General features: G+C 55.9%; 19 protein-coding genes. 15 read left to right on the plus strand and 4 right to left on the minus strand.

Annotated elements, in window-relative coordinates:
* From B4B27_RS00105 to B4B27_RS00170, 14 genes are all read left to right on the plus strand, one after another.
* Nucleotides 1-2835: hypothetical protein (locus B4B27_RS00105; RefSeq protein WP_290722537.1), on the plus strand; the 2835-nt coding region annotated here is incomplete at its 5' end.
* Between the two features lie 92 nt (nucleotides 2836-2927).
* On the plus strand, nucleotides 2928-3815 hold the full coding sequence (locus B4B27_RS00110; RefSeq protein WP_072809080.1) for a sulfide/dihydroorotate dehydrogenase-like FAD/NAD-binding protein: 888 nt from the start codon (nucleotides 2928-2930) through the stop codon (nucleotides 3813-3815).
* Nucleotides 3815-5314, plus strand: coding sequence for an NADPH-dependent glutamate synthase (gltA, locus tag B4B27_RS00115; RefSeq protein WP_073323109.1), 1500 nt, complete (start codon nucleotides 3815-3817; stop codon nucleotides 5312-5314). Before B4B27_RS00110 ends, gltA begins: the two co-directional genes overlap by 1 nt.
* Before the next feature lie 284 nt (nucleotides 5315-5598).
* Nucleotides 5599-6282 (plus strand): DUF4956 domain-containing protein, encoded by a 684-nt coding sequence (locus tag B4B27_RS00120; RefSeq protein ID WP_290722540.1) that lies wholly within the window; start codon nucleotides 5599-5601, stop codon nucleotides 6280-6282.
* Nucleotides 6283-6294: 12 nt separating this feature from the next.
* Entirely contained in the window at nucleotides 6295-7395 is a 1101-nt protein-coding gene (locus B4B27_RS00125; protein ID WP_290722541.1) for an HlyD family secretion protein, read from the plus strand.
* Nucleotides 7395-8774 (plus strand): hypothetical protein, encoded by a 1380-nt coding sequence (locus B4B27_RS00130; protein ID WP_290722542.1) that lies wholly within the window; start codon nucleotides 7395-7397, stop codon nucleotides 8772-8774. The genes B4B27_RS00125 and B4B27_RS00130 overlap by 1 nt, the downstream gene beginning before the upstream one ends.
* A gap of 1 nt (nucleotide 8775) precedes the next feature.
* Nucleotides 8776-9594: a polyphosphate polymerase domain-containing protein gene (locus B4B27_RS00135; protein ID WP_290722544.1), complete on the plus strand. Its 819-nt coding sequence runs from the start codon at nucleotides 8776-8778 to the stop codon at nucleotides 9592-9594.
* A gap of 42 nt (nucleotides 9595-9636) precedes the next feature.
* Nucleotides 9637-11298, plus strand: a complete 1662-nt coding sequence (locus B4B27_RS00140) for a lamin tail domain-containing protein (RefSeq protein ID WP_290722545.1) — start codon at nucleotides 9637-9639, stop codon at nucleotides 11296-11298.
* Nucleotides 11299-11432: 134 nt separating this feature from the next.
* A complete protein-coding gene (locus B4B27_RS00145) occupies nucleotides 11433-13214 on the plus strand; it encodes a TolC family protein (RefSeq protein ID WP_290722546.1) in 1782 nt (593 codons plus the stop codon).
* On the plus strand, nucleotides 13214-14212 hold the full coding sequence (locus tag B4B27_RS00150; protein ID WP_173364923.1) for an HlyD family secretion protein: 999 nt from the start codon (nucleotides 13214-13216) through the stop codon (nucleotides 14210-14212). Before B4B27_RS00145 ends, B4B27_RS00150 begins: the two co-directional genes overlap by 1 nt.
* 12 nt (nucleotides 14213-14224) lie before the next feature.
* Entirely contained in the window at nucleotides 14225-15388 is a 1164-nt protein-coding gene (locus tag B4B27_RS00155) for an ABC transporter permease (RefSeq protein ID WP_290722547.1), read from the plus strand.
* Nucleotides 15385-16566: an ABC transporter permease gene (locus tag B4B27_RS00160; RefSeq protein ID WP_290722548.1), complete on the plus strand. Its 1182-nt coding sequence runs from the start codon at nucleotides 15385-15387 to the stop codon at nucleotides 16564-16566. The genes B4B27_RS00155 and B4B27_RS00160 overlap by 4 nt, the downstream gene beginning before the upstream one ends.
* 103 nt (nucleotides 16567-16669) lie before the next feature.
* A complete protein-coding gene (locus B4B27_RS00165) occupies nucleotides 16670-17383 on the plus strand; it encodes a zinc metallopeptidase (protein ID WP_173364921.1) in 714 nt (237 codons plus the stop codon).
* A gap of 8 nt (nucleotides 17384-17391) precedes the next feature.
* The gene (locus tag B4B27_RS00170) at nucleotides 17392-17676 is read left to right on the plus strand and encodes a hypothetical protein (RefSeq protein ID WP_072809059.1); all 285 of its coding nucleotides are present in this window, start codon (nucleotides 17392-17394) and stop codon (nucleotides 17674-17676) included.
* 44 nt (nucleotides 17677-17720) lie between these two features.
* Here B4B27_RS00170 and B4B27_RS00175 read toward each other — a convergent pair whose 3' ends face one another.
* Nucleotides 17721-19118, minus strand: coding sequence for a segregation and condensation protein A (locus B4B27_RS00175; RefSeq protein ID WP_290722549.1), 1398 nt, complete (start codon nucleotides 19116-19118; stop codon nucleotides 17721-17723).
* A gap of 40 nt (nucleotides 19119-19158) precedes the next feature.
* Nucleotides 19159-20988, minus strand: coding sequence for a glutamine--fructose-6-phosphate transaminase (isomerizing) (gene glmS, locus B4B27_RS00180; RefSeq protein ID WP_290722550.1), 1830 nt, complete (start codon nucleotides 20986-20988; stop codon nucleotides 19159-19161).
* Nucleotides 20989-21122: 134 nt separating this feature from the next.
* Here glmS and B4B27_RS00185 point away from each other — a divergent pair, with 134 nt between their 5' ends.
* Entirely contained in the window at nucleotides 21123-21995 is an 873-nt protein-coding gene (locus tag B4B27_RS00185) for an FKBP-type peptidyl-prolyl cis-trans isomerase (RefSeq protein ID WP_173364916.1), read from the plus strand.
* Between the two features lie 65 nt (nucleotides 21996-22060).
* Here the strand turns inward: B4B27_RS00185 and B4B27_RS00190 are convergent, their stop codons facing one another.
* Complete coding sequence (locus tag B4B27_RS00190; RefSeq protein ID WP_290722551.1) at nucleotides 22061-23485, minus strand: S41 family peptidase; 1425 nt, start codon at nucleotides 23483-23485, stop codon at nucleotides 22061-22063.
* A 17-nt stretch (nucleotides 23486-23502) separates the two neighbouring features.
* Nucleotides 23503-24768 carry a S41 family peptidase gene (locus B4B27_RS00195; protein WP_290722552.1) on the minus strand — a complete coding sequence of 422 codons (1266 nt, stop codon included), beginning with the start codon at nucleotides 24766-24768 and terminating at the stop codon, nucleotides 23503-23505.
* Nucleotides 24769-24773 lie beyond the last annotated feature (5 nt).

Genomic DNA, 24773 nt, shown 5'->3' on the forward strand with positions numbered 1-24773 from the left:
TACGCCCGCGCGAAGCACCTCGTATTAAAGGAAAAGTTCAACGTCCCCGCCGCGAAGAAGCGCGCGACGAAGGAACTGCTTTCCGTGTTCGGCGGCAAGGGCGACGACGACCTGACCGCGACCGCGCTCAGCCTCTCCGACACGACTTCTGCAGGCCAGGCCCTGCTTTTCGCCTCCATCCTTTTGCAGGGAGACCTCTCGGCGAGCAAGTTCGGCATCCTCCTCGGCGGAATCGAGGAGTTCTTCGGTTCGACCGGCGGCCTCGACAGCGCGGAAGCGACCGCCGCCTTCGCTGACTGGGCCTCGAAAGTCGACAGCACCGACAACTTCGCCGCGATCCGCGAGAACGTGAAGGCGATGAAGCTCGTGGCGGCCGTCCCCGACTTCGAATCGGCGCTCTATGCGTTCTGGACAAATGAATACGGCCTCGGCGCATGCACCGACAGCCTGGAATCCACCATCGAGAAGAACAGCAACAAGAAGAGCGAAAACTACGGCGCGGGCTACGCCTGCACGGCGAAGCGCTGGCACAAGGCGACCGCCCTGGATACGGAACTCGGCCTCTGCACCGGCAAGATGGAAGGCCAGTTCAAGGAGTACAAGGGCGGGAAGTCGACCGAATACTACGTGTGCAAGGCCGGCTCGTGGAACAAGATCACCGAGACGCAGTTCGAACTCAAGGAATGTTCCGAAAAGCGCGAGAATGAATACGTCAAGGCCAAGTCCGGCGAGTATTTCGTCTGTAGCGGCAAACAGTGGATTGAAATCGATTCCGTTGCCTACGAACTCAAACTCTGTACCGAAAAGCGGAACATGGAAGTGGCCTCTACCAAGAAAGCGGGGACTTACGTCTGCCATTTCAATGGCAAGGACGGCTCCTGGGATAAGCTGAGTGAACTCGAAGAGGAAATTGGCGTATGCGGCAGCGAGGATGTCGCGGATAGCACCCTGAAGAAAACAGAATCTGGCTCTTATTACATGTGTTCCGGAAACACATGGGTGGAAACGGACGGAGTTACTTTCGGACTGGGCGTCGTGTGTACCGAAGGTCGCGAGGGAGAACGCAAAAAACTCGACAATGAGCACTTTTATGCTTGCGAAAGCGGCTCCTGGACCGAAATCACGGGAGAGGTGTTCGAACTTGGGTTCTGCACGACAGACAGGGATGGCGAGATGCAAATGACGTCGGATAGTGCCTATTGGTATTGTTCCGGCGGCAAGTGGAACGCCATATCGGAGGCTGAGTTCGTGACAAAGAAATTCTGCAACAAGGATATCGACTCGACATTCGTGAACGGTTATGCCTGTGTACATACCAACCCTGGTTCTGGAGCCGTTTATAACTGGCGAAAACAGTCCGAGGCAGAGAAGGCGAATAACGCATTCTGCACCAGGAGGAATATGGACAGCACCCGTGTACAGAATGGCTATACATGCCTTATCAAGGACCAAACGTTGAAATGGCGTACGGCTTCCGAAGAAGAACTTGCGACAGGGAAGCCTTGCAATACTAAAGTTGCAGAAAGCGTGGGAGACAACGTTGTGAACGGCTATGTTTGTGGGTATGATAGTAATGGTACTAGCAATTCTTATTCGAATTATCACTGGCGAGTTGCTACAGCGTACGAAATTGCTGCAGGCAAGGTTTGTTCCTATAAGATGAAAGACTCCGTGTTTGGGGAATGGACTTGCTTGTATCTTTCATCAACGGGATATTTCTGGCGCCCAGCCAACGCCGGTGAAATTGCAACAGGGATGGTGTGCAGAGGCAATCTTAATAGCCGACTAGACACGATAGTGCATAAATTTATATGCGCATATGACGGAACTAATTCAGATTGCGGCAAATACGATGTCTGCCAACACTATTGGCGTCTTGCTACAAGTTCCGAAATCGCCTTGGGAAGCGCATGTGGATACTATTCCTCTCACGATTCTGTTTACGCCGACTCCGTTTGTACGAGTGACGGTAAATGGCGCGCGGCTACCCAGTATGAAAAGGAGACGAATAAAGTTTGCAACAAAGAAATAGCATACACAATCGCCGATAGCATTGTGTGCGATGTCTCGAACAGCCAATACCAATGGCGCCGCATGACAAATACTGAAAGTAAGGTTGGAAAGGTTTGTACCGGAGAAACCTTTAAACTTTTTACCCGATACAAAAGTGGTTTATTGACGTGGAATTATCGCTGCGTTGACACTCTTGAACATAAATGGGATGCTTGGGTCTATGACACAATCCTTGACTCCCGAGAAAGTGGCGAGCCCAAGTCATACAGGATCCTGGACGCCCTTATTCCCGGCGACAAATACAAGAGAACCACCACAATCATGGTAGACAACTTCAATTTCCATGGCGATGGCGCTGGCAACCACAATCAGGCATGGTGGTGCTACAACAGTTCCAGCAATACAAGCAACGCCGCTGATTGCGAAGACCAGGGATCCCTTTATCACTGGACTGCCCCGGTTAATCGCGGCACAAGCTACTTAAACAACGAGGCGAACATCGTTTACCCGGAGCGAGGAATATGCCCCTCGGGCTGGCATGTTCCAAGTGAATCAGAACTGGAAAAGCTGGCTTTCTCCAAGGAATACGGGACGATGCCGTCAACTGTGTACGGAAGCTACATATACTCTCCGTCGCCAGGTTCATTCAACAGCGAAGCCTGCTGGTGGACGACGCAGCAACTCATACGCAACGGGGTCAACGAACCCAAAAAAGCAATCGCATGTTCTGTAAACGAAACCTCCAATATAACGGGAAAACTAGAATGCACGTCTCGTGACAAGCACGACGGCTGCTACCTCCGCTGTATCAAGGACGAGTAGCCCGTTCGGGCTCTTTTTGCCCGCTTTGGAACATCATTTTATTAAAAAGGTAACCTCGTCCGGGGTGCCTTTTTTCTATTTTTTGTGCCACTATGGCAAAAATTCTCTTTAAAAAACAGTTATCTCCTGCGGTATTCCAATTCCGCGTCGAGGCCCCGCTGATCGCCCAAGAGCGTAAGGCCGGCCAGTTCATCATCCTCCAGACGAACAAGGACAACGGCGAACGCGTGCCCCTCACCATCGCCGATGCCGACACGACTGAAGGCTCCATCACCCTGATTTTCCAGACCGTCGGTAAGACCACCACCGAACTCTCCAAGTTCGAAGTCGGTGACGATATCCCGGTGCTCGTGGGCCCGCTGGGTTCCCCGACCCACATCGAGAATTTTGGCCACGTGGTTTGCGTGTGCGGTGGCGTGGGCATTGCCCCGATGCACCCGATTGTCCAGGCCATGAAGAAGGCCGGCAACAAGGTCACCATCATCATGGGTGCCCGTAACGAGAGCCTCTTCCTCATGAAGGAAGAAATGACCGCCCTCGCCGACGAAATCATTTTCATGACCGACGACGGCTCCTACGGCCGCAAGGGTCTCGTGACCGAACCGCTGAAGGAACTCTGCGAAGACACGAAGGGCAAGCCCGACATGGTGCTCGCCATCGGTCCTCCGGTTATGATGAAGTTCTGCGCCCTCACCACCAAGCCCTACGGCGTGAAGACCGTCGTGAGCCTCAACAGCATCATGGTGGACGGGACCGGCATGTGCGGTGGCTGCCGCGTGACTATCGGTGGCAAGACGAAGTTTGTCTGCGTCGATGGCCCGGAATTCGACGGCCACGAAGTCGACTGGAACAACATGCTCCAGCGTATGGGCGCCTTCAAGCCCCAGGAACAGGAAGCCTTGCACCGCTTCGGTGCCAATGACGGCCACAAGTGCAACATTGATAAGATGGCTGACGCAAAGGCCAAGGAGAGCAAGTAATGTCTGAACATTTGACTCGTGAACAGTTGGACGCCGCCGCCAAGGTGGAACTTGAAAAGATTAACGCCCTTCCGAAGCCGCTCAAGCCCAAGGACAAGACTGCTATTCCGGCCCAGCCGATGCCGCAGCTCGAACCCAGCTACCGCGCCCGCGTGATGGAAGAAGTGGCCCAGGGCTACACCGAAGCCCAGGCTATCGTGGAAGCTAACCGCTGCCTCGCTTGTAAGAACCAGCCTTGCGTCGAAAGCTGCCCGGTGCACATCGACATTCCGGCCTTCATCGCAAAGATTGCTGAAGGTGACTTCAAGGCCGCTATCGCAAAGATTAAGGAAACCAGCTTGCTCCCGGCAATCTGCGGCCGTGTTTGCCCGCAGGAACGCCAGTGCCAGATGAACTGCACCATGGGCAAGATGCACAAGGACGTGAACCAGGCTGTGGCTATCGGCCGCCTGGAACGCTTTGCTGCTGACTACGAACGCAACAACGGTGGTGCTTCCGTGCCGGCCGTCAAGCCCGCTACCGGCAAGAAGGTTGCCGTTATCGGTTCCGGTCCTGCCGGTCTGGTTGTCGCTGCCGACGTGCGCCGCGAAGGCCACGACGTGACCATCTTCGAAGCTTTCCACAAGCTCGGTGGCGTGGTCCGCTACGGCATTCCTGAATTCCGTTTGCCCAAGAAGATTGTTGACAACGAAATCGAATCTCTCGCAGCCATGGGCGTGAAGTTTGAGACAAATTTTGTCATCGGTCGTACCCGCAAGCTCAAGGACCTGATTGAAAAGGATGGCTTCGATGCCGTTTTCGTTGGTACCGGTGCTGGCCTCCCGCTCTTCATGAACATCGAAGGTGAAAACCTCGTCGGTGTGTTCGCCGCTAACGAATACCTGACCCGCGCTAACCTCATGCGCGCCTACGACAAGGAACACGCCGATACCCCGATGTGGCCCGGTAAGAACGTGGTCGTTCTCGGTGGTGGTAACGTCGCTATGGACGCTGCCCGTATGGCTCTCCGCTTGGGTGCTGAAAAGGTCCGCATCGTTTACCGCCGCAGCATGAACGAACTTCCGGCCCGTAAGGAAGAAGTTCTCCATGCCCAGGAAGAGGGTGTCGAATTCTGTGTCTTGCAGAACCCGGCCAAGATCCTTGGCGACGAAGCCGGTCACGTGCGCGGCATGCTCGTCGACAAGTACGAACTTGGCGAACCCGACGAAAAGGGCCGTCCGCGTCCGGTCAAGGTCGAAGGTGCAAGCTTCGAAATCGAATGCGACACCGTGCTCGTTGCTATCGGTAACGGTTCCAATCCGCTTATCAGCAACACCACGCCGGAACTCTCCGTCGACAAGAAGGGTCACATCCTTCTCGAAGATGCAACCGCCAACAAGACTTTCATGGAAAAGGTCTACGCCGGTGGTGACATCGTGCTGGGTGCCGCAACCGTGATTCTCGCCATGGGTGAGGGTCGCAGAGCCGCGGCTGGAATTAATGAATTCCTGAAGAAGTAATTCTTCCTCAAATCTTGGATTTGAAAAAAAGATGGCCTTGCGGCCATCTTTTTTTGTGGAACGAACAGTTCCGGAAAAATGCCCTTTTTTGATGTTCTCTTTTACAACGGAGAATGCTTTATTAACGCTTCTTTACAAGGAATTTCGGGAGTTTTTATCTATTTTTCGGATGAAACGTTATTATAATGGCTCTTTGTTGACCCATTTTTACATGAAATTGCTCTAAAAACGGCATTTTTTAAGTAGATTATGGGGACAAATAGCAAACCTATACGGAGTCCAACATGCTTGACCTTCTTGCGGTCCAATCCAGTACGACCAACGCGACGATTATCACGTTGATCTATACGCTAACCTTGGCTTTTATCCTCTCTTCCATGATTGGCTGGACGTACGAAAAGACGTTCCTCGGCCTTTCCTATTCCCGCAACTTCGTCCAGGGCATCGTCCTGAGCTCGGTCGCGGCTGCGATGATCATGCAGGCCATCGGCGATAACGTCGGACGCGGTCTCGGCATGATGGGCGCACTCTCGGTGGTCCGCTTCCGCACGAGTTTCAAGGACCCGCGCGATATCATGTTCATATTCGCCTCGCTGGGCGCGGGTATCGGATGTGGCGTGTATGCGTGGGGTGCCGCTGCCGGCGGTACGGTCGCCTTCTGCTGTGTGGCTTTCCTCCTTTCGCGCACGGGTCTCGGCACCAAGCACTTCTTTGATGGCATGCTTCGTTTCGCCCTCCCCAACGAAGGCCCGGTCCGCGAACAGGTCGAACATATCATGAAGACGAGCCTCAAGACGTTTATTTTGATTACCATGCGCGAAGTCGATGGCGGTTCCCGCCTCGATGTCGCCTACCAGGTGCGCTTGCGGGCCACAAAACCCGCCGCTGAAATCCTGAACGAACTGTCAAAGCTCGATGGCATCTCGGACGTGCAGTTCATGATGCAAGATGCTACCACGGAAATGTAGGGGAGGTCGGGAATGAACAAGCTTGAAGATCTCCTCGACAACTTCTGGAACACCCACAAGAACAATGCGGGCGTGGCCTACGTTTACAGTCACAAGCTCTCCATCGCCTGGATCCTGTGCGTCATCATCGCCGTGGTGCTCGGTGTCGTCTACCAGGGCAAGGTCGCCATGTTCAGGGGTATCGCCGAGGCTAGCGAAACCATCATCAGCGTGCCTTCCGCTACCGAGATTGTGAAGGTGCACGTGGTTCCCGGTCAGGAAATCCATGCGGGCGATACGATTGTCCAGATCAACCGCCCCGACCTGACCCTCCGCATTGCCGAACTTACCCGCGAGATTGACGCTCTCGAAGGCCGCAGCAACCTGAGTTCCGCCGAAATCGACCAGAAGGTGGCCGACGTGAAGGCGAACCTCGAAACCCGCCGCCTGACGCTCACCGCCGAAATCCGCAACCTCGAATCGGAATACCAGAGCAACAAGGCGATTTCTGCAAAGCTCAAGAGCCTCTCGAACTCTAAGTCCCAGAGCGACGGCAACGACGCGATGGCGATGCGCATCAAGAGCCTCAAGAACGAGCTCGCCCTTGCCACCAAGAGCGCGAACGAGCAGATTGCCCTCCTCCGCGGTAGCAGCAAGCTCCAGAAGGCGAGCGGCAAGAACGAAGCCGAGAACCTCAAGAAGGAACTTGAGGAAATGCAGAAGCAGCAAGAAGAACTTATCCAGATTGCGAAGGAAGACTGGGTCGTGGGTGACGTGAACGTGCGTGACGGCGAGAAGGTATCCAGCTTTGCTCCTATCGTGACGCTTGCTCACAAGTCCCCGACGCTCGTGCGCGGCTACATCAACGAACAGATTTACCAGAACATGGACCTGGGCGAGGCCGTGAAGGTCACTACGCTTGCCGGTACGGGCAAGGCCGTGGTGGGCGAGGTCGTCGGTCTTTCGAGCCGTATCGTTGCTTTCCCGGAACGCATGTGGAAGATGCCCGAGATGCCGGTCTACGGCCGTGAAGTGACCATCAAGATTCCCGAAAACAATCCGTTCCTGCTGGGCGAGATGGTGACCATTTCTGAAACTAGCGGAAAGAAACTCAAGAAGAACGAGAACAAGTAATGAAACGCATTGCAGTCCTCCCCGCCATGCTTGCGGCTGCCGTATTCGCGGAACCGCTCACATGGGAAAAGCTTGTAGAATCGGCCAAGAACGACCCCCGCTACGAAGCGGCGCAGAAGCGTTCCGAGGCCACCTCGGGCGAACGGAATACGAAACTCTGGGACAAGCTGGAACTCCGTTACCAGCTTGACGGGTTCAGCTTTGCAAAGCACGATTTTGAACTGCGCATGAGCCCGAAGACCTTTGGCGAAAGCAGTGCCGACAAGGAAAGGGCCGATGCCGTAAGGAATTACGAGAAGGCGAGGTTCGGCGTCGAACGTTCGCTGTTGCTCTACGACCGTTACGAACGCGGCGTGCGTTACGTGATGCGCAAGAAGATAAATGCCATCAATCAGCAGCTGCTGCAGGTGAACGCCGACCGCATCGAGGTGCTGCACCTCAAGTCGGGTTCTGCCTCGTTTAATGCCGAAGACCTGATGTCTACGCTCGAAAAGAGCGCCACCATCAAGGCTGACCTGCTTTCGGACAGCACGGCGCTCCGCGATGCCGAACTCAAGATGAAAATCTGGGTGCCCGACTTCGAAGGCGTCGATCTCGATTCCTCGTTCCTCCCGACCATGGATGAGCTGGCCCAGAACCTTTCTAACGGCGTGGAAGTGAACGAGAACTTCCCGCTGGTGGCCATGGCGCGCGGCAAGCGCGACAGCGAAGTGGCGCAGGCCAAGCAGGACGTGAGCAAGGGCCGCGACTATATTTCGCATATCGGTATCGGGTATTCGCTGCAGATTGAATCCCTGATGGAAAAGTACAAGGACCTGTATGCCGATGATGTTTATGGCACGGGTGCCTACGCAGACTACAGGGCGGAATTCGAAAAGAAAACGGGTTGCGTGAGCGCCTTGAACTGCGACGGCTTTGCCAGCGTCCTCGTCCCCGACAAGGACAACAGGAAGACTGCCGACAAGTTCTTCGTGAACCTGGCCTTCCGCCTGCCGTTCTTTGACAGCGGTAAGGATTCCGACCTCAAGCTACAGGTGGCAAAGCTCGATGCCGAGAGCGACTACCTCGCCGACGTGCGCGATATCAACCAGAAGGTGGCACGCCTTACCGAAGAAGTGCTCGCGCTGATTGGCCAGTGGAAGGTGCAGAAGGAATTCGTGGAGCAGGTGGGCGCGAGCGGCTTCATGGAACAGTTTGCCCGCAATGCCGGTTCCGACCCGCTGTTGCTCCTGCGTGCAAAGGAAAGCGCGCTCGAAAGCGATATGAAGGCGGTCAAGCTCGAATACGATATCTTTGCCCGCTATCTTGAACTGCTCAACTATGCGGGTATCCTTGCCCGTGAGGGCGTTGTGAACCACCTGCGCGAGGCTCTGAAGTAATATGGCAGAAGCCCGCGGTTTTAGCCTCCTCGAGCGTTTCGAGCTCAAGTACCACATCCCCGTCGAATGGGCGGACCGGATTGGAGCCTTCCTTGCGCCGTACTGCGAGGAGGACTACTACTCGAAAATTACACCGGGTGGCTTCTACTGGATTACTAACCTCTACCTGGACACCCCGAAGTGGACGTTCCTCGGCTGGAAAAAGAAGCAGCTCCTGGATCGCTTCAACATGCGTATCCGCACTTATGGTGAACACCCCGCACAAGACGGCACGTTCCATTTCGAAGTCAAGCGCAAGATCAAGAGCATCTGCTACAAGAGTCGCGCGACTATCAAGGGAATCAACCCCGGCGAAGTCTGGCACATGAAACCCGATGAATGGCCCTGCAAGGGCGAGAAGGACCGCATGTATCTCAAGGATTTCCTGTACAAGACGGAACTTTACGGGGCGCACCCGCGCCTTTTGACGCAGTACAAGCGCCGCGCCTGGTTCGGGCTCCGTGAAGAATATTCCCGCGTCACTATCGACACGGGCATGCGCTTCCGCGAAGAGAATGGATTTGACTATACGGTGGACCCGCACTACATGCATTCGACGGGTCTCCCGAGGTTTTTCCAGCCCGGTGCCGATGCAGTGCTCGAATTGAAGTGTCCTTGCTCACAGGTTCCTTACTGGATGTTCGACCTGATAAGATTTTTGAACCTCAAGCACGCCGCATTTTCTAAATTCGGTAATGCGGCAGCCGAATGGAAACGCGTTTACGAGAACCCTCGCCGGTTCAAGTCCCCGTATTGGACAAAACTGGCTGGCAATTTTTAAGTATTTTATTAAAGGCATGGACTTTAAAAAAGGATGGCCCTTATGAACATGAAAAAGTGGCTTTTGACAGGATCCTGCATCGCGGTGCTCGGTGCGTTTTCGGCTTGCTCCGATGATCCTACGGCCCCGCAGCCCGAAAGTTCGGCTGCAGAACCGACCAGCACGGAAAATCCCACCAGCAGTGGGGACGTTGGCGCGAACAGCAGTTCCGCAGCTACGGTAAAGTCCAGCTCTTCGGTAGCGAGCGGCGCGAAGGTGCAGATGGCCTGCTCCGAAATTATGTACAATGCTCCTGATACATCGCCCCTTGAATGGGTGGAAATCTACATCGCGAGCGGCATGGACATGGATAACATGCAGAACTTCCTTCTCCACCTGAGCGGTGCCGTGGACTACACGTTCCCCGGAGAGCCTCTCAAGAAGGGCGAGTACGTGGTGGTCGCGAACGACACTGCCGAATTCAGGAAGATGTACCCGACCTTTGCGGGAAGGCTCTTTGGCCCGTGGGTTGGAGGAACGTCCGCGAAACTCGTGAACGAGGGTGACGTGGTGAACGTGAAGGTGGACGGCGAAGGCGACGTTAGCTGCGCGTTCAGCAACGAACCTCCTTGGCCGAGCCTTGCCGATGGCAAGGGACGCTCGCTTGTTTATGTGGGCGGAAATGCGGCTCAGCCCAATTCTTGGGCGGCGAGCAAGGTCGATAAAGGCACCCCGGGTGTGGGTAATGACGAATGGGTTGTTCCGACGAAAGTGCGCATTAACGAAATCAAGCCTTTCAAGATTGGCGAGGATTCCTGGGTCGAAATCTATAATGCGGGGGACGAGCCCGTGGATATTACGGGATGGAGGCTCGATGTCAAGCGCCGCGGGGACAAGCTTACTATCAAGGAGGGCACGGTCCCTGCGAAGGGTTATCTCGTTCTTGATGCCAATACGGCATTTGACGCCGAACTGATTGTCGCTCCCGATGGTGGCGAGTTCTACTTGCGCGGACCGCAGGAAGGCGACGAATCGAGTATCTGGGTCCCGGCGACGAATTCGACAAGCGGCATTGTCGACCTTTCCGACGGTTCTACGGCACAAGGGCCGCTTGCCGCAGCAACCCCCGGCGAAAAGAACTCTGCTCTCCAGGTGGGTTCTCTCTACATCAACGAAATCCATTACCATCCGGCAACGGTCAAGACCAAGGTCCCGTTTGAATTTATGGAAATCGTAAATGCTTCGGACGCCGCCGTCTCCCTTTACAGTTCTTCCGTAAAGAAGGGCTGGAAAGTCGAAGGCATCAACCTCGAATTCGCTTCGAATGCGACAATCCCTGCGAAGGGCTTGATGCTCCTGATTCCGGAAGTGCTCGAAGACGTTGATTTGGAGTCGTTTGGCATTTCTGCATGGAATGCGGATGTTGTCCGCAGTATTTACAAGATACCGGAAGAGGTTCAGATCGTTACCTACAGCGGCAAGCTCTCTAACCGCGGTGAAACGATTGCGGTGAAGGAACCCTATTCTAAGGAAACGGACGCCCTGGATCCTTCGATAGTCAAGTATTTTTATACTTGGCACGACGCGACCCTCTATTCCGATGGCTGGGATGGCCTTGCTGAAGCGGATGGCCTGGGTTACAGCCTGCAGCGCGTTGACGTGACCACTATGGGTTATGAAGCGAAGGCCTGGAAGGCCGCCGAGCCGACCCCTGGCGTGAAATAACCTTTGATATGAAATCATAAGTTTTTATGAGGAAGCCCCGAAAAATGGGCCTCCTTCTTTTTCTGATTTTCTGCGCGATTATCGGGATGAGCGGAGTTATTTTTGGCTGGAAAATTTGTATTTTTTTACATGCTATGAAAAAGAGCTTGGTCTATATTGGTTTATTCAGCATGGCTGCCATGGCGACCCCGCTTACTCTGCAGGACGCCCTCGAAATGGCGAAGTCCAACAACTCGCAAATCAAGGCGGAACGCGCCAAGGTCGAAATGGCCGAGAGCGGCAAGAGCGAGGCTTTTTCCCGATTCTTACCTAAGGTGTCCCTTTCTGCCGGGGTCACGAAGATTAACGAGCCGATAAAGATTGATTTGAGCCGCCTGCAGGAACCCCTTGGCGAGGTGGCGAGTGCCGCTGCCTATTCCAAGGCATATCTCTCCGTGTACGAGAAGGCTTACGAGAAGGCATACGGCGATGCCGTGAAGCAGACGATGGACGCTTACGGACTGGACGAGGCGACCGCGAAAAGCATGGTCGACCAGAAGGCGGGCGATATCCGTAGCGGCGTGATGGGGAGCCCCGAAGTGGGTGCCCTTGCCCAGCAGGCCGCCGATTCGTATGGGGAATCGGCCTCGAAAAAGATTGGCGATACCGACTTTAGCATGAAGGTGCAGGATGACCTGTTCTTCAATGCGCGTGTGACGGTCGTGTGGCCCATCTTTACCGGCCTCAAGATTTATTCCGCCTACGATGCCGCCAAGGAGAATGTGAACGCCCGCAAGGCCGAATTCGACATGGCACAGAACACCATCTTGATGGATGTCGCGACGAAGTATTTCACGCTCCGCCTTGCCGAAGAACTCACGGTGATGCGCGAGACGACGATGAAGAACCTCGAAGGTCACCTGGAACGTTCCAAGAAGCTGGAAGAGGGCGGCCAGATTAGCAAGGCCGAACGCCTCCGTGCCGAGGTGGCCCTTGCCGAAGCGCAGAATGCCTACGAAGATGCCTTGCGTGACCAGTCGCTTGCCCGCATGGCGCTTGCGAGCCTCTTGAAGACGGATACGAGCATCACGGCGACAACCCCGGTGGAAGCTCCCGAGGTGGTTCGTAGCATGGAAGAATTCAAGCAGCTTGCCCGTGAAAAGCATCCGGGCCTTCGCCAGTTGCGCACGGAACGTAAACGCAGTCAGGATGCCGTTCGCGCGGCGCGCGCCGACTGGTTCCCGACGGTCGCCCTGTTTGGCTACCGCGAACTTTACACGAAGGATTTGACGATTCTGGAGCCCGAATGGGCGGTGGGCGCGAAAGCGCAGTGGGACCTCCCGATTCTGGGGGGCAAGGAATCCCGTGCCAAGGTGAGCTCCGCGAAGTCCATGGAACGTTCGCTTTCGAGCAAGGAAGAGCAGACGCTCGACAATATCAATTTGCTTGTCGAAAAGCGCTGGCGCGAACTGGAACATGCAAGGGGCCGTCTGACAAGTCTTGCGAAGACCCGCGAACTTGCCGACGAAGCCCTCCGCAGCCAGACCCGCGCTTACGAGGCGGGCCTTGCGACCGGCCTTGACGTGGTGGATGCGGAACTTGCACTTGCCCGCTTGCAGGTGGGCGATTTGAAGGCGCATTTTGATGCGGTTGTCGCCTGGCTCGGGCTTCTGGAAGCGTCGGGCGAGGTGGCCGATGCGGGAACGATGCTCAATGCGACCCGCCCTGTGGAAAAGGCTGAACCTGTTGCGGAGCCCGCTGCGGAACCTGCCTCAGATACGACGGCTGCCACGGCAGATGCGGTTGCACCGGCTGCTCCTGCCGATATGCAGGCTGCACCGGAGGCTCCGGCCCAGGAAGGCGCAAAGCAGGCTGAAACGGCGCCTGCAGAGAATGAACAAAAGGAATCTTCGGCTGAAAATTCGGAGGCTAAATAATGAACGTGCTTAAGACTCTCGGAAAGGTTATCGTTGTCGCGGGCCTGATTGTGCTCGTGGTTTTGGGCGTCATGCAGTTGCAGAAGTTTGCGACTGCCCCGCGTGAACAGTTCTTGCAGGGGCAGATGGAAGCGCGGCGCGTGCTCGTGGCCGGGAAGGTTCCCGGCCGCATCGAACGGCTGTTCGTGCACGAGGGCGACCTGGTCGTGAAGGATTCCATCGTAGCCGTTATCTCCAGCCCGGAAATCGAGGCGAAGAAGATGCAGGCCCAGGGTGCCCTCGGTGCCGCACGCGCCCAGGCGAGCAAGGCCCGCAACGGAGCCCGAAGCGAAGACATTACAGCGCTCAAGGCGATGGCCGACCGCGCCCAGGATGCGGCGACGCTTGCGAAGAACACCTACGACCGCGTGCAGAAACTCTTTAACGAGGGCGTGCTCCCGCTCCAGAAGCGCGACGAGGCCGAAACCCAGATGAAGGCGAGCCAGTCCGCTGCCGATGCCGCGAAAGCCCAGTATAACCAGGCGCTGGCCGGTGCCCGCAGCGAAGACAAGGCCGCTGCGAATGCGCTCGTGATGCAGGCCCGCGGTGCCACCGCCGAAGTCGACGCTTACCTCGAAGAAACCAAGATTCGTAGCCCCATCAGCGGCGAAGTCTCGCTCAAGCTTGCCGAGGAAGGCGAAGTTGTCGGTTCCGGCATGCCCGTCATCGCCGTCACCGACCTGGACGACGCCTGGGCGGTATTCCACCTGCGCGAAGACATGCTCAAGAATGTCTCGAAGGGCAAGAAGTTCGTGCTCCGTATTCCGGCCCTTGACAAGGATGTCGAAATGGAAGTGAGCTACATCGCTTCCGTGGGCGACTATGCCACCTGGCGCAGTTCCAAGGAAAGCGGCGGGTTCGATCTCAAGACGTTCGAGGTGCGCCTCCGCCCGACGGCAAAGGTCGAGAACCTTCGCCCCGGTATGAGCGTTCTCCTTTCTGCCGATTCCATCAAGTAATCCGGTCGCGCCATGATTCTGAATGGCCTGTTGAACACCATCCGCAAGATTTATTTCAGCCACAATATCGTGTTGTGGATGACTCTTGTAGTGTTGCCCATTGGCGTATCCCTCTTTACGATAGGGATGTTCTCGTCGCAGATTGTGCAACACGTGCCTATCGGGATCGTGAAGCAGGACGATAGCCAGCTTGCCGATAAGCTCGAAATGAAGTTGCGTTCGAGTCCGGTGCTCGACATCAAGATGATTTGCACGGACATGAGCGAATGCGAGCATGCGGTTGTCCGTGGTGACCTGCAGGGATTCCTCGTGTTCCCCAACGACCTGGAACGCCGGGCGCTCCGCCTCGAAGCGCCTGTCATTCCCGTATATTCTAGCGGCCAGAATTACCTCACCAACATGTTCGCGACCAAGGAAATCCGCTCCGTGCTTGCGTCTGCAGGCAGCGAACTCTTTACCGCCCAGATGGAAGACCCCGTGAAGGTGCAAATCCATTCGGTAGGGAACCTCAAGAGCAATTACCAGGGATTCCTCGCGTTCGGCCTCGTGACTGCAATTTTCCATCTCGCTGCGATGATTGTCGGGGTGTACGTGACCTCGTTCCCGCTTCGAGACCACCGCGTGACCGAGATGATCCGCTATGCGGGCGGCTCGCGCCTTACCTTGTGGGTGGCTAGCGTGTTCCCGATGAACATCGTGCTCTGGCTCGAAACCGTCGGCTGCTATGCTTACTGCCACAGGTTGCTGGCTCCGCTCACCTTCGATGAATTCGTGATGTCGGCTGCGGCCCAGCTGTTCATGATATTCGCGTGTTCCGGCGCGGGAATTGTTTTTGTGGGCGTGTTCGGCATCATGAGAATGGCGACAGGTGCCGCAGGCATTATCGGAAGCCCCGCGTTCGCCTTTGCGGGCCAGACTTTCCCGGTGATGGCGATGCCCTTTGCCGTGCGCTGCTTCGCGTTCATACTTCCGCTGACGCATGTGCTCATGATTCAATCGACGATGCTCCTTGGCGATGTGGATATGGCCCCTGCGTGGGAGAGCATGAAAATCCTTATCGGGATGGCGGTGTTCTGGAATGTGCTCGGTGCGCTCCTCATGTCGATGCGCTGGAAACAGCACCTGCGTCGTGAAGCCAAGATGAAAGAAGTCAAGAATGCGGAGGCTCAAGCATGATCAAGCGCCTCTGGAAAGTTGCCTTCGCCGAATGGAAGTTGATTTATACGGACCCCGCCGCGGTGCTCCTGCTCGTGGTGGCCGGCCTCATTTATGCTTTCTACTATCCGGTGCCCTACGTTTACCAGACGGTATCGAAGGTTCCCGTAGCCGTCGTCGATCTCGACAACACGTCCATGTCCCGCGACCTGATTCGCATGGCGTCCGCAGCCCAGCAAATCGAAGTCAAATCCATCTATCCCGAAATGCGGCTCGCCGAGGAGGCGATGGCCCGCGACGAGATTTACGGGTTCATGGTCATTCCCGAAAACATGGAGAAGGATATTCGCGGCAAGCACCAGGTGACGGTAAACATCTTTACGCATGGGGCCTATGCCATGTTCCATGGCGCCATTGGGACGGCGTTCTCCACTTGCGCATTGACAGTGGGCGCGACAAACAAGGTAAAGCAGATCGCGCTTTCGAAGAAGGTTCCCTCCACCAAGGCGATTGCCATGCGCGATCCCTTCCCGATAAGCATTCAGACGTTGTTCAACAGCACCGGCGGCTATGCGAACTACGTGGTGCCGAGTGTTCTTGTGGTTATCTTGCAGCAGTCGCTCATTATCGGCATCTGCGTGCTCGGCGGTTCGCGTGCGCACAGGCGTTTCCGTAAAAAGTTCCGCGACAGCCCCGTCGAGAACGAGTCGGTGCCCTACCGCTACTTTGGCCGTTCCATTGCCTACTTTGTCCATTATTGTTCCTTTATTCTCTTCTACCACTGTATTGTCTACAACCTGTTCGATTTCCCGAGGCGTGGGGAACTGTTGCCGATGGTGGTTTTCTCCATCGTGTTCTTGGCGTCCGTCATCAACTTCGGCATGGTGGTCTCGCAGATATTTGTGCGTCGCGAATCCAGCATGCAGCTGTTCCTGTACCTTTCCATCCCGATTCTCTTCCTTGCGAATTTCAGTTGGCCCAGTTACCTGATGCCCCAGTGGATGGTCTCGATATCGTACATACTGCCGAGCACTTTTGCCATACCGGCGTGGCTCTCCATCGAGCAGATGGGGGCCGATATTTACGATGTGGCGCCCAAGCTCTACCAGCTTGCCATTCAGGCTGTCGTCTACATGGTCATAGGGCTGTTGCTGACCCGTATCCGCGACAAGGTGAAGATAGACGTCGGTGACATGTAGCTAGCTTTTTTCGATGGAATGCGAATAAGCCGGATAGGAAACTACCTTTTCCGGCTTTGTTTTTATACATTTAGGGTGTAAAACTTTATCAAAAGGAATTCAGATGTATTTCGATCCTTTATACATGATGATTCTCGTGGTGACGCTCGCCCTTTCGGGCGGTGTCTCGCTGCTGGTCAAGGTCCGCTTCAATGCGGGGCAGAAAGTGAAAATTTCGAGCGGGCTTACCGGTGCCGACGTGGCGAAGGCTATTCTCATGGACGCAGGCATCACCGACGTGAAGGTGCTTGAACACCAGGGGTTCCTTTCGGACCACTACAACCCTCTCAACAAGACGCTCAACCTTTCCCGCGAAGTTTATCACGGGCGCAGTGCTAGCGCCGCGGGGGTTGCCGCACATGAGGTGGGGCATGCCATCCAGCATGCGCAGGGGTATTTCCCGATGTGGTTGCGTTCGTTTATTGTCCCTGTGGCAAACTTGGGAAGCTCGCTCGGACCGTGGCTCGTGATTATCGGTATCATGCTCATGAGTTTCGGGAAGGCGATTGGTCATCCTGTCGCTCTTGTCGGTGTGTTGCTGTTTGCGGCAACCACGCTGTTCACCCTCGTGACGGTACCTGTAGAATTCGACGCTTCTAGCCGTGCGAAGAAGGCGCTTGCCCGCATGGACGTCGTGGCACAGGGACGCGAATACAATACGGTTTCGGGCGTACTGTTTGCTGCGGGCCTTACCTACGTGGCGGCTGCCATCAGCTCGATTCTCCAGTTGCTCTACTGGGCGTACCGCGCAGGCCTTATCGGCGGGCGCAGGGACTAGGGGGCTCTATGGCCGTAAGGACGCTTACCATCGAATGCCCCATGTGCAAGGGCGAAATCGTCGTGGACGCCGATACGGGCGAGGTGTTGAGCCATAAGGAATTCAAGAAGGAGGTCAAGTCCTTCGACGATTTCCTCAAGGAACAGAAATCCCGCAGTTCCGACTTGGAAGCGAAATTCGCCGCAGCGAAAGAAGCGCAGAAGAACCGCGCCGAGCTCCTGGAAAAGAAGTTTGAGGCGGCCAAGCAGAACAAGGACCTGAAGGACCCGCCCCCGAGCATCAACTGGGATTAAATTTTTGCACCGAAGGTACCCGTGCGAAACCCTCCCTTGTCGCATTATTTTTCGCCGGAATGCACTTCTATGGACGGGAAGTCGTCATCATCATCGCCGGATTCTCCGGCGATGTCTTCGTTTGAGTGAGTTTCCTCGGCCTGGGTGTCGTAGAACGCCTGGGCTTTCTTCATGAACGCCTCGAATTCCTCGTCGCTCATGTTGTCTGACGGCTGCGGTTCTTCTTTCACGTCATCGTGAGCCGTAGGCGTGGCGAACCATTTCTCATTGTCATGCCCGACTTGTTCGGGCATCTCCATTTCTACTGAAGATTCCGCAACCGTTTCGGTTGTCGGCGACTCGCTTTCAACCGGTACATCGGTTGGTGAGCCCGTCGAACCATCCGCTGGTGCGGTTTCGGCAGGAGCGCCGGACATCGCCGCCTCGGCGGCCTCGTCTTCCTTCATCATCTCGGCGAACGGGTTCTCCTGCACTTCGCTCAGGTCTTCGCGCCCTTCGAGCATGGCCTGCAGGTTCTCCTCGGTCACTTCGCGCCCGCGGGTCGTCCAGAGCACGGCTTCCTTCATCACGGCGGCGATATCGCCCACGCTGCCTGCTTGCGAGCGGGCCAGCGCCATGTTGCGGATTTCTTCGACGAGTCCGGGCTTTACGTCCGGGTCTTTCGAATAGAAAACGGTTTCGTGCGCCATTTCTTCGGCGTAGTCCGGGTTGTTCTTCTTGCGGTAAATCCAGATGGGGCCGAACAGTTCGCTTTGGCGGAACACCACCTCGTCGGTCTTTATCATCTCGAGAAGCGCCATGAAGGTCACTGCGGCTACAATCGGGTGGCTGTCGTTGTCGAGCAGTTCCTCGAAGAGCGCGCGTCCGTTTACCGAGAGGTAGTTGTTTATCGCCTGTTGCCGGTCCTGGATGGTCACGTAGTCGAGTTCGATGTGGTGGACCGTATCCGAAATTTTTGTCTTGAGGCTTTTCTGGTAGGCGCGGAAAAGCTGCCAGATGTTCGCGTCGGCAAGAGTATCTTCTTCGTTCTGCGTTTTTTCGAGGCGGCCACGACTGTAGGTACCGAAGTTCTTGCCTTCCATGTCCTGGAGCCCGCCGGCGACCTGCTTGTAGCGCTGGTACTCGAGCATTTCCTGCATCAGTTTTTCGCGGTCGGCGTTGTATTCCTCGACAAGTTCCGGGTCGCGTTCTTCTGCCGGGAGCAGTTCCTGAACCTTGAGGGCCATCAGGCGGCTCGCCATATACAGGAAGTCGCCCGCCTTCGAGAGGTCGGTCACTCCAATCTTGTTGACCCATGCGAGGAAGTCGTCCGCGATTTCTGCAATCGGGATCTGGTCCAGCGACATTTCCTTCTTCTGGACAAGGTACACGAGTAGGTCCATCGGCCCGTTGAAGGAGCCGATTCGGACTTCGTAATCTTCCTGTTCCTCGATTTCGGTCATTATTTCAAATCTAGAAAATCAAATAGCCTCGGGGCTTGCTTTACTCCACCGTCACGCTCTTTGCGAGGTTGCGCGGCTGGTCCACGTCGTTTCCGCGGAGAACCGCGATGTGGTAGGCGAGGAGCTGCAGCGGAATGCATGTCACGATCGGCATGAGCATCGGGATGGTCTTCGGGACCTTGATGAGGTGGTCCGCAAATTCGTCGAGCGGCTTGCAGTCTTCGGTGGTGACGGCGATGACGCGTCCACCACGGGCCTTGATTTCGCGCACGTTGCTGATGACCTTGTCGAACAGGGCGTCCTTCGGGGCGATGACCACCACGGGCATATTCTCGTCGATGAGGGCGATGGGACCGTGTTTCATTTCGGCGGCGGGATAGCCTTCGGCATGTATGTAGCTGATTTCCTTGAGCTTCAGGGCGCCTTCCATGGCGACGGGGTAGTTGAAGTGGCGGCCCAGATACAGGAAGTTGTTCGCCTTCGCGTATTTCTGCGCAATGCCCGCAATCTGGTCCGAAAGCTGCAGTGTCTGTTCTACGAGTGCGGGGAGTTCCTGCATCGCCTTCACGATGTCCGCTCCGGTTTCGAAGCTGAGCCTGCGCTGGCGCCCGAGCAAGAGTGCAATCATCGCAAGTACGGTCACCTGGCTGGTGAACGCCTTGGTGCTCGCCACGCCGATTTCGGGGCCTGCGTGCAGGTACACGCCGCCGTCGCTCGTGCGGGCGATTGTGGAGCCCACGCCGTTGCATATCGCAAGTGCGGTCGCACCCTTCTGCTGGGCCTCCTTGAGGGCGGCAAGCGTGTCGGCCGTTTCGCCGGACTGGCTGATGGCGAGCACGAGCGTGCCCGGCTTGATGATGGGGTTACGGTAGCGGAATTCGGATGCGTATTCGACTTCCACCGGAACACCCGCCAGGTCCTCGATCATGTATTCGCCGACCATGCCCGCATAGTAGCTTGTGCCGCAGGCGGTGATGATGATGCGGTTGATGTTCCTCAGTTCCTTGATGTTCGTGTCGAGGCCCGCGAGTTTCGCGTTCCCTTCGGCGGCGAGCAGGCGGCCGCGCATGGTATTGCGGAGCACTTCAGGCTGCTCGAAAATTTCTTTCAGCATGAAGTGCGCGAACCCGCCCTTCGCAATGGCGTCCGCATCGAATTCCACATCCTGAACGTCGCGCTGGACTTCGTGGCTGTTCATGTTCACGATGGAGTAGGCACCGTCCTTAATTTGCACCACGTCGTTGTCGTCGAGGTAGACGACTTTCTGCGTATGGTTGATGATTGCCGAAACGTCGCTCGCAAGGAAAAATTCGGAGTTGGTCCCGATTCCCAGGATGAGGGGGCTTCCGCGGCGGGCTCCGATGAGGGTACCCGGTTCTTCGCTGCAGATGACGGCGAGGCCGAACGTGCCTTCGATCTTGGCGAGAGTCTTGAGCACGGCTGTCTTGAGATCGCCGTTGTAGAACCTCGCGATGAGGTGGGCGACGACTTCGGTATCGGTTTCGGACTTGAACTGCACGCCTTCGGAGATGAGTTTCGCCTTGAGGGTTGCGTAGTTCTCGATGATTCCGTTGTGGACAATGGAAATCTTGCCGTCGTAACTCACGTGGGGGTGGGCATTTGCCTCGGTCGGTGCTCCGTGGGTGGCCCAACGGGTGTGGGCGATGCCGATGTTTCCGCCAATATGGGTGGTCTTGAGCTTGTTTTCGAGGGCGCTGATCTTGCCCGATGCGCGGACAATCTCTATTTTCGCGTTTTCGATGAGGGCGACGCCCGAACTGTCGTAACCGCGATATTCCAGTTTCTTGAGACCGCCAACGAGGATGGGTAAAGCATCATTTGGGCCGATGTAGCCGACTATTCCGCACATGTTCAGTATACCTTGATTGTTTTTGCCCATAATATATGAAAAAGGCCATGTAAAAAATAGTTTTGCATGATAAAAAACATGCTGGATTTGCTATTTTAAGAGTGTGATAAGAAACACACAAAAAAGAGGACTCTATGAAGACTAAATTTATAGTTGCTGCTGGAACGCTTGCCCTTATGATGACGGGATGCGACCAGTTTTGTACTCAGGGCCAGGCCGCCAAGACCTCCCTCAATACGGACAAGGAGAAGTACAGCTACGCTCTCGGTGCCCATTTCGGCAACCAGGCCCATTTCCAGCTGGTGACCCGTGATTCTATCGACCTGGATGTGGATGTGTTTATCCAGGCATTTAAGGAACGCTACATGCAGGATTCCGCCAAGTACCTGATGACGGACTCTGTCGTGTTTGCAAACCTGATGGAACTCCAGCAGAAGAACCAGGAAGAAAGAAACAAGAAGGACAGCATCGCCAATGAAGAACGCAAGGCCGCTGGCGAAGCGTTCCTTTCCACCAACAAGACTGCCGAAGGTGTCGTGACGACGGAAAGCGGCCTCCAGTACAAGGTCATTACCGAAGGTACGGGCGCCGTTCCTAGCGATTCCGACGTTGTCAAGGTCCACTATACCGGTACGCTTCTCGACGGAACCAAGTTCGATAGCTCCGTCGACCGTGGCGAACCGCTCGAATTCCCGATCAACGCCGTCATCCCGGGCTGGACGGAAATGCTCAAGCTCATGAAGGTGGGCGAGAAGGTGACCGCATGGATCCCGAGTGATCTTGCCTATGGCCCGCACGGACGTGGCCCGCAGATTCCGGGCAACAGCGTGCTCGTATTCGAAATGGAACTCATCGATACGCATGCCGCCGCCGCTCCGGCCGCCGCTGAACCTGCCAAGGAAGAAAAGCCTGCCAAGGCAGCCCCGAAGGCTAAGGCTGCTCCCAAGGCTGCAGCCAAGCCTGCCGAAGCCCCGAAGGCCGAGGCCGCTCCCGCTGCTGCAAACTAAGCAAACGGAAATCAGTAAATAGGAAAGGACCCCATTCGGGGTCCTTTTCCGTTATGGCGTGAAGGCTACTTGAGCGGCGCCGGTTTTGCAATGGGCTTGCGGAGTATCTTGAACGCTCCGCCGCGTTTGGGGCTCTTGTTCCCGCGTTGGGATTTTTGCAGCGTGAAGTGTCCCAAGTCCGTCGTCCCGTAGCTTACGGTTCCGACGGCGGTTGCATCCTCTGCCAGGGAATAGGCCTTCTCGAGAGCCTTGTCCGGGTCCGCTTCCTCGTAATCGGGGGCAAACCCGAACCGGTGATAGCTCTTGCCGTATTTGTCCATGATTCTCATGCTGGTGATGCCTGCGATTCCCCCTGCGTAGGTTCCAAGGTATGATTGACCGATTCCCTTTCCGTAGGTGACCATGCCTACAATCGGGGATTTGGTATTGTGCGCAACACCCGCGAGCATGATTTCGGCACAGCTGGCGCTACCGGTGTCGGCGAGGAATACATAGTAACGTCCCTTGCCGAGACCGTCCGAATCCGCTGTGTAGGTGACCGTATCCACGACGGCTTCGTAGTCTTCGTCGAGCCCGTGCTCGATGATGGTGACCAGGGTGTCGTTCTTGGAGACGAGTTCGGCGGAAATATTCAGACAGTGATCGACGCTTCCGCCGGGGTTCCCGCGCAGGTCGATGATAGTGGACGGCGCTCCGTCGGTTTCTTCAAGAGCCTCGAGGAATTCGCCATAGGTGCCGGAAGCGAGCGTTGTCGTGTCTGTAAATTCGGAAATGGTGATGACGGGAATGCCTTTGTAGTCATCAACAAAGACGGTGGGCGAGATGTAGGGCGCCAGCGTGATTACGATTTCACGGGAGTCTCCATCGCGGGAAATTTCCAGGGTGATTTTTTCGCCTTCCTGGCCGGTGGTCAGCTTGTCAAATGCGTCTACCGTGTTCGGGACTGTCCCATTGACGGAAACGACAATGTCGCCTTTCTTGATGCCTGCGGCTTCCGCCGGCCCGCCCTTGTAGACTTGGGAGAATTCGAACACGGTGACCGAATCGCTGCAGGTTTCATCCGTCTCGGCGCAGGAGGGGCTTGTATACGGCTTGACCTTTGCACCGATGCCGATTGCGGTCTCCGAGTAGGTCAGCAGGTTGATAATCCGGTCGGCAATGCGGGGGCTGTAGTAGTTGGTGTAGTTGTCGTTTATGGTGCTGTACATGTACGATACGTCGGGGTATTCGTAATCGTCCGGAGAAAAGCCGTGTGATGCTCCCTTGCCATCGTAAACATCGGCGTCCCTCAGTTCGGTCGAGGCGTTTACGTAGAAAGACTGAAGCAGGAATCCGTTGTAAACGAGTTCTTTTTGATCTTCGGCCAGGTTGTCGAAATCATTGTTGAACGGGTCGTCCAGCCATGTCCCCGATGTCGTTGTGCAGGCGTTTATCGAAAATAGCGCTAGCGATGAAAATGCTAAAAAAGCAATGTGTTTGAATGCGTTCATGCGGGTCTCCTTTTTTCCTAAAATAGCAAGTTTTCCGTCCATGCGCCACCGGAATAGGCTGTGTCGGGAGAATTAAGCCTGAGTATGGTGGGTTCTTGTGCATGGAGGCCGTGATATCCCTTTTTTAAGGATTTTTGAAAATGGGTGCCTATAGCGTCGACGGCGCAGGATATGGTTGCACCTTCCTTGCAGGGGTAATCGGGGACGATTCCTTTTTTGTGGTAGGAATTCCCATTGGGAGTCTTGAACTCAAGGGTCGTGATGGTCGCGAGCCCGCCTGCGACGGTGGTCCATGCCGACTGCCCGATGCCCTTCCCGTAGGTGGTGGTTCCTGCGACGGGAATATCCGTAAGCTCGCGGACGGCTGCAATGAAAATCTCTGCGCAGGAGGCACTTCCGTTGTTGGCCAGGATAATGAACTTGCCCGATTCTCCGGGGTCGCCTCCCTTGGCATGGATAGAGCGCTGCATGTGGATGCGGCTGCCGCTCGCGTCGAAGGTCGACCATGACCTTGTCGATAGGGTCCCGGCTCGGACGAAGAGGTCTGCCATGGGAATGCACTGGTCGACATGCCCGCCGGGGTTGCCTCGCAGGTCGATAATGCGGACCGAGGTGTCGCCCTTCGTGGAATCCAGGTGGTTTCGGAGTTCGCCGTAGGTTCCTTTTTCGCGGTCGATGGTGTTCGGCTTGAATTCGCGGATGGAGATGACTTCCGTTCCCTGGATGGTGTCGACGAAGATGGTCGGCGCGTAGATGCTCTCACGGTGCATGCTGTAGACTGTGACGCTGTCGTCGAATGCGATTTCGAGGACGATATCCGCTGATTGCGAGAATACGGCACGGAACGTGCTGTAGGCGTCTTCGCCTTTAAGTTCGGTCCCGTTGATGGATATGATATTCCCGTACCTGGGGACTCCGGCCTTCGCTGCCGGGCTTTCGGGATAGACGCGATAGACAAAGAGCGGGTGCTCGAACCTGAAATCTTCCATGTATTCGAGTCCGATATCGCCCGTGATGATGCTCGTGTTGCGCGATTCGGTGACGGCTTCGCTTCGGGAGGGCTCCACGTAACGTGTGTAGCGATCGGAAAGCGCTCCGTAAAGAGCCTGCACGGAATCGCCGTTCTCGGGGAGACCTGCAAGCTCGTCCTCGTAGAGGTAGGTCCTTTGCAGGAGCCAGTAGTTGAACTCGTATTCCGTCGGTTCGGGCGTGCTCTCGACAGGCGAAAGGAAATCGCTACAGCCGACAAGGAGGGCTATAGGTAAAAGTGGCCACAGGCGCATGCGCA

The organism is Fibrobacter sp. UBA2449 (assembly GCF_002342555.1).
GTDB lineage: Bacteria > Fibrobacterota > Fibrobacteria > Fibrobacterales > Fibrobacteraceae > Fibrobacter.

What these genes read in the sequence shown, in the direction of transcription:
- B4B27_RS00110 (WP_072809080.1), top strand. Translation starts at nt 2,928, where the DNA reads ATGGCAAAAATTCTCTTTAAAAAACAGTTATCTCCTGCGGTATTCCAA.
- gltA (WP_073323109.1), top strand. Translation starts at nt 3,815, where the DNA reads ATGTCTGAACATTTGACTCGTGAACAGTTGGACGCCGCCGCCAAGGTG.
- B4B27_RS00120 (WP_290722540.1), top strand. Translation starts at nt 5,599, where the DNA reads ATGCTTGACCTTCTTGCGGTCCAATCCAGTACGACCAACGCGACGATT.
- B4B27_RS00125 (WP_290722541.1), top strand. Translation starts at nt 6,295, where the DNA reads ATGAACAAGCTTGAAGATCTCCTCGACAACTTCTGGAACACCCACAAG.
- B4B27_RS00130 (WP_290722542.1), top strand. Translation starts at nt 7,395, where the DNA reads ATGAAACGCATTGCAGTCCTCCCCGCCATGCTTGCGGCTGCCGTATTC.
- B4B27_RS00135 (WP_290722544.1), top strand. Translation starts at nt 8,776, where the DNA reads ATGGCAGAAGCCCGCGGTTTTAGCCTCCTCGAGCGTTTCGAGCTCAAG.
- B4B27_RS00140 (WP_290722545.1), top strand. Translation starts at nt 9,637, where the DNA reads ATGAACATGAAAAAGTGGCTTTTGACAGGATCCTGCATCGCGGTGCTC.
- B4B27_RS00145 (WP_290722546.1), top strand. Translation starts at nt 11,433, where the DNA reads ATGAAAAAGAGCTTGGTCTATATTGGTTTATTCAGCATGGCTGCCATG.
- B4B27_RS00150 (WP_173364923.1), top strand. Translation starts at nt 13,214, where the DNA reads ATGAACGTGCTTAAGACTCTCGGAAAGGTTATCGTTGTCGCGGGCCTG.
- B4B27_RS00155 (WP_290722547.1), top strand. Translation starts at nt 14,225, where the DNA reads ATGATTCTGAATGGCCTGTTGAACACCATCCGCAAGATTTATTTCAGC.
- B4B27_RS00160 (WP_290722548.1), top strand. Translation starts at nt 15,385, where the DNA reads ATGATCAAGCGCCTCTGGAAAGTTGCCTTCGCCGAATGGAAGTTGATT.
- B4B27_RS00165 (WP_173364921.1), top strand. Translation starts at nt 16,670, where the DNA reads ATGTATTTCGATCCTTTATACATGATGATTCTCGTGGTGACGCTCGCC.
- B4B27_RS00170 (WP_072809059.1), top strand. Translation starts at nt 17,392, where the DNA reads ATGGCCGTAAGGACGCTTACCATCGAATGCCCCATGTGCAAGGGCGAA.
- B4B27_RS00175 (WP_290722549.1), bottom strand. Translation starts at nt 19,118, where the DNA reads ATGACCGAAATCGAGGAACAGGAAGATTACGAAGTCCGAATCGGCTCC.
- glmS (WP_290722550.1), bottom strand. Translation starts at nt 20,988, where the DNA reads ATGTGCGGAATAGTCGGCTACATCGGCCCAAATGATGCTTTACCCATC.
- B4B27_RS00185 (WP_173364916.1), top strand. Translation starts at nt 21,123, where the DNA reads ATGAAGACTAAATTTATAGTTGCTGCTGGAACGCTTGCCCTTATGATG.
- B4B27_RS00190 (WP_290722551.1), bottom strand. Translation starts at nt 23,485, where the DNA reads ATGAACGCATTCAAACACATTGCTTTTTTAGCATTTTCATCGCTAGCG.
- B4B27_RS00195 (WP_290722552.1), bottom strand. Translation starts at nt 24,768, where the DNA reads ATGCGCCTGTGGCCACTTTTACCTATAGCCCTCCTTGTCGGCTGTAGC.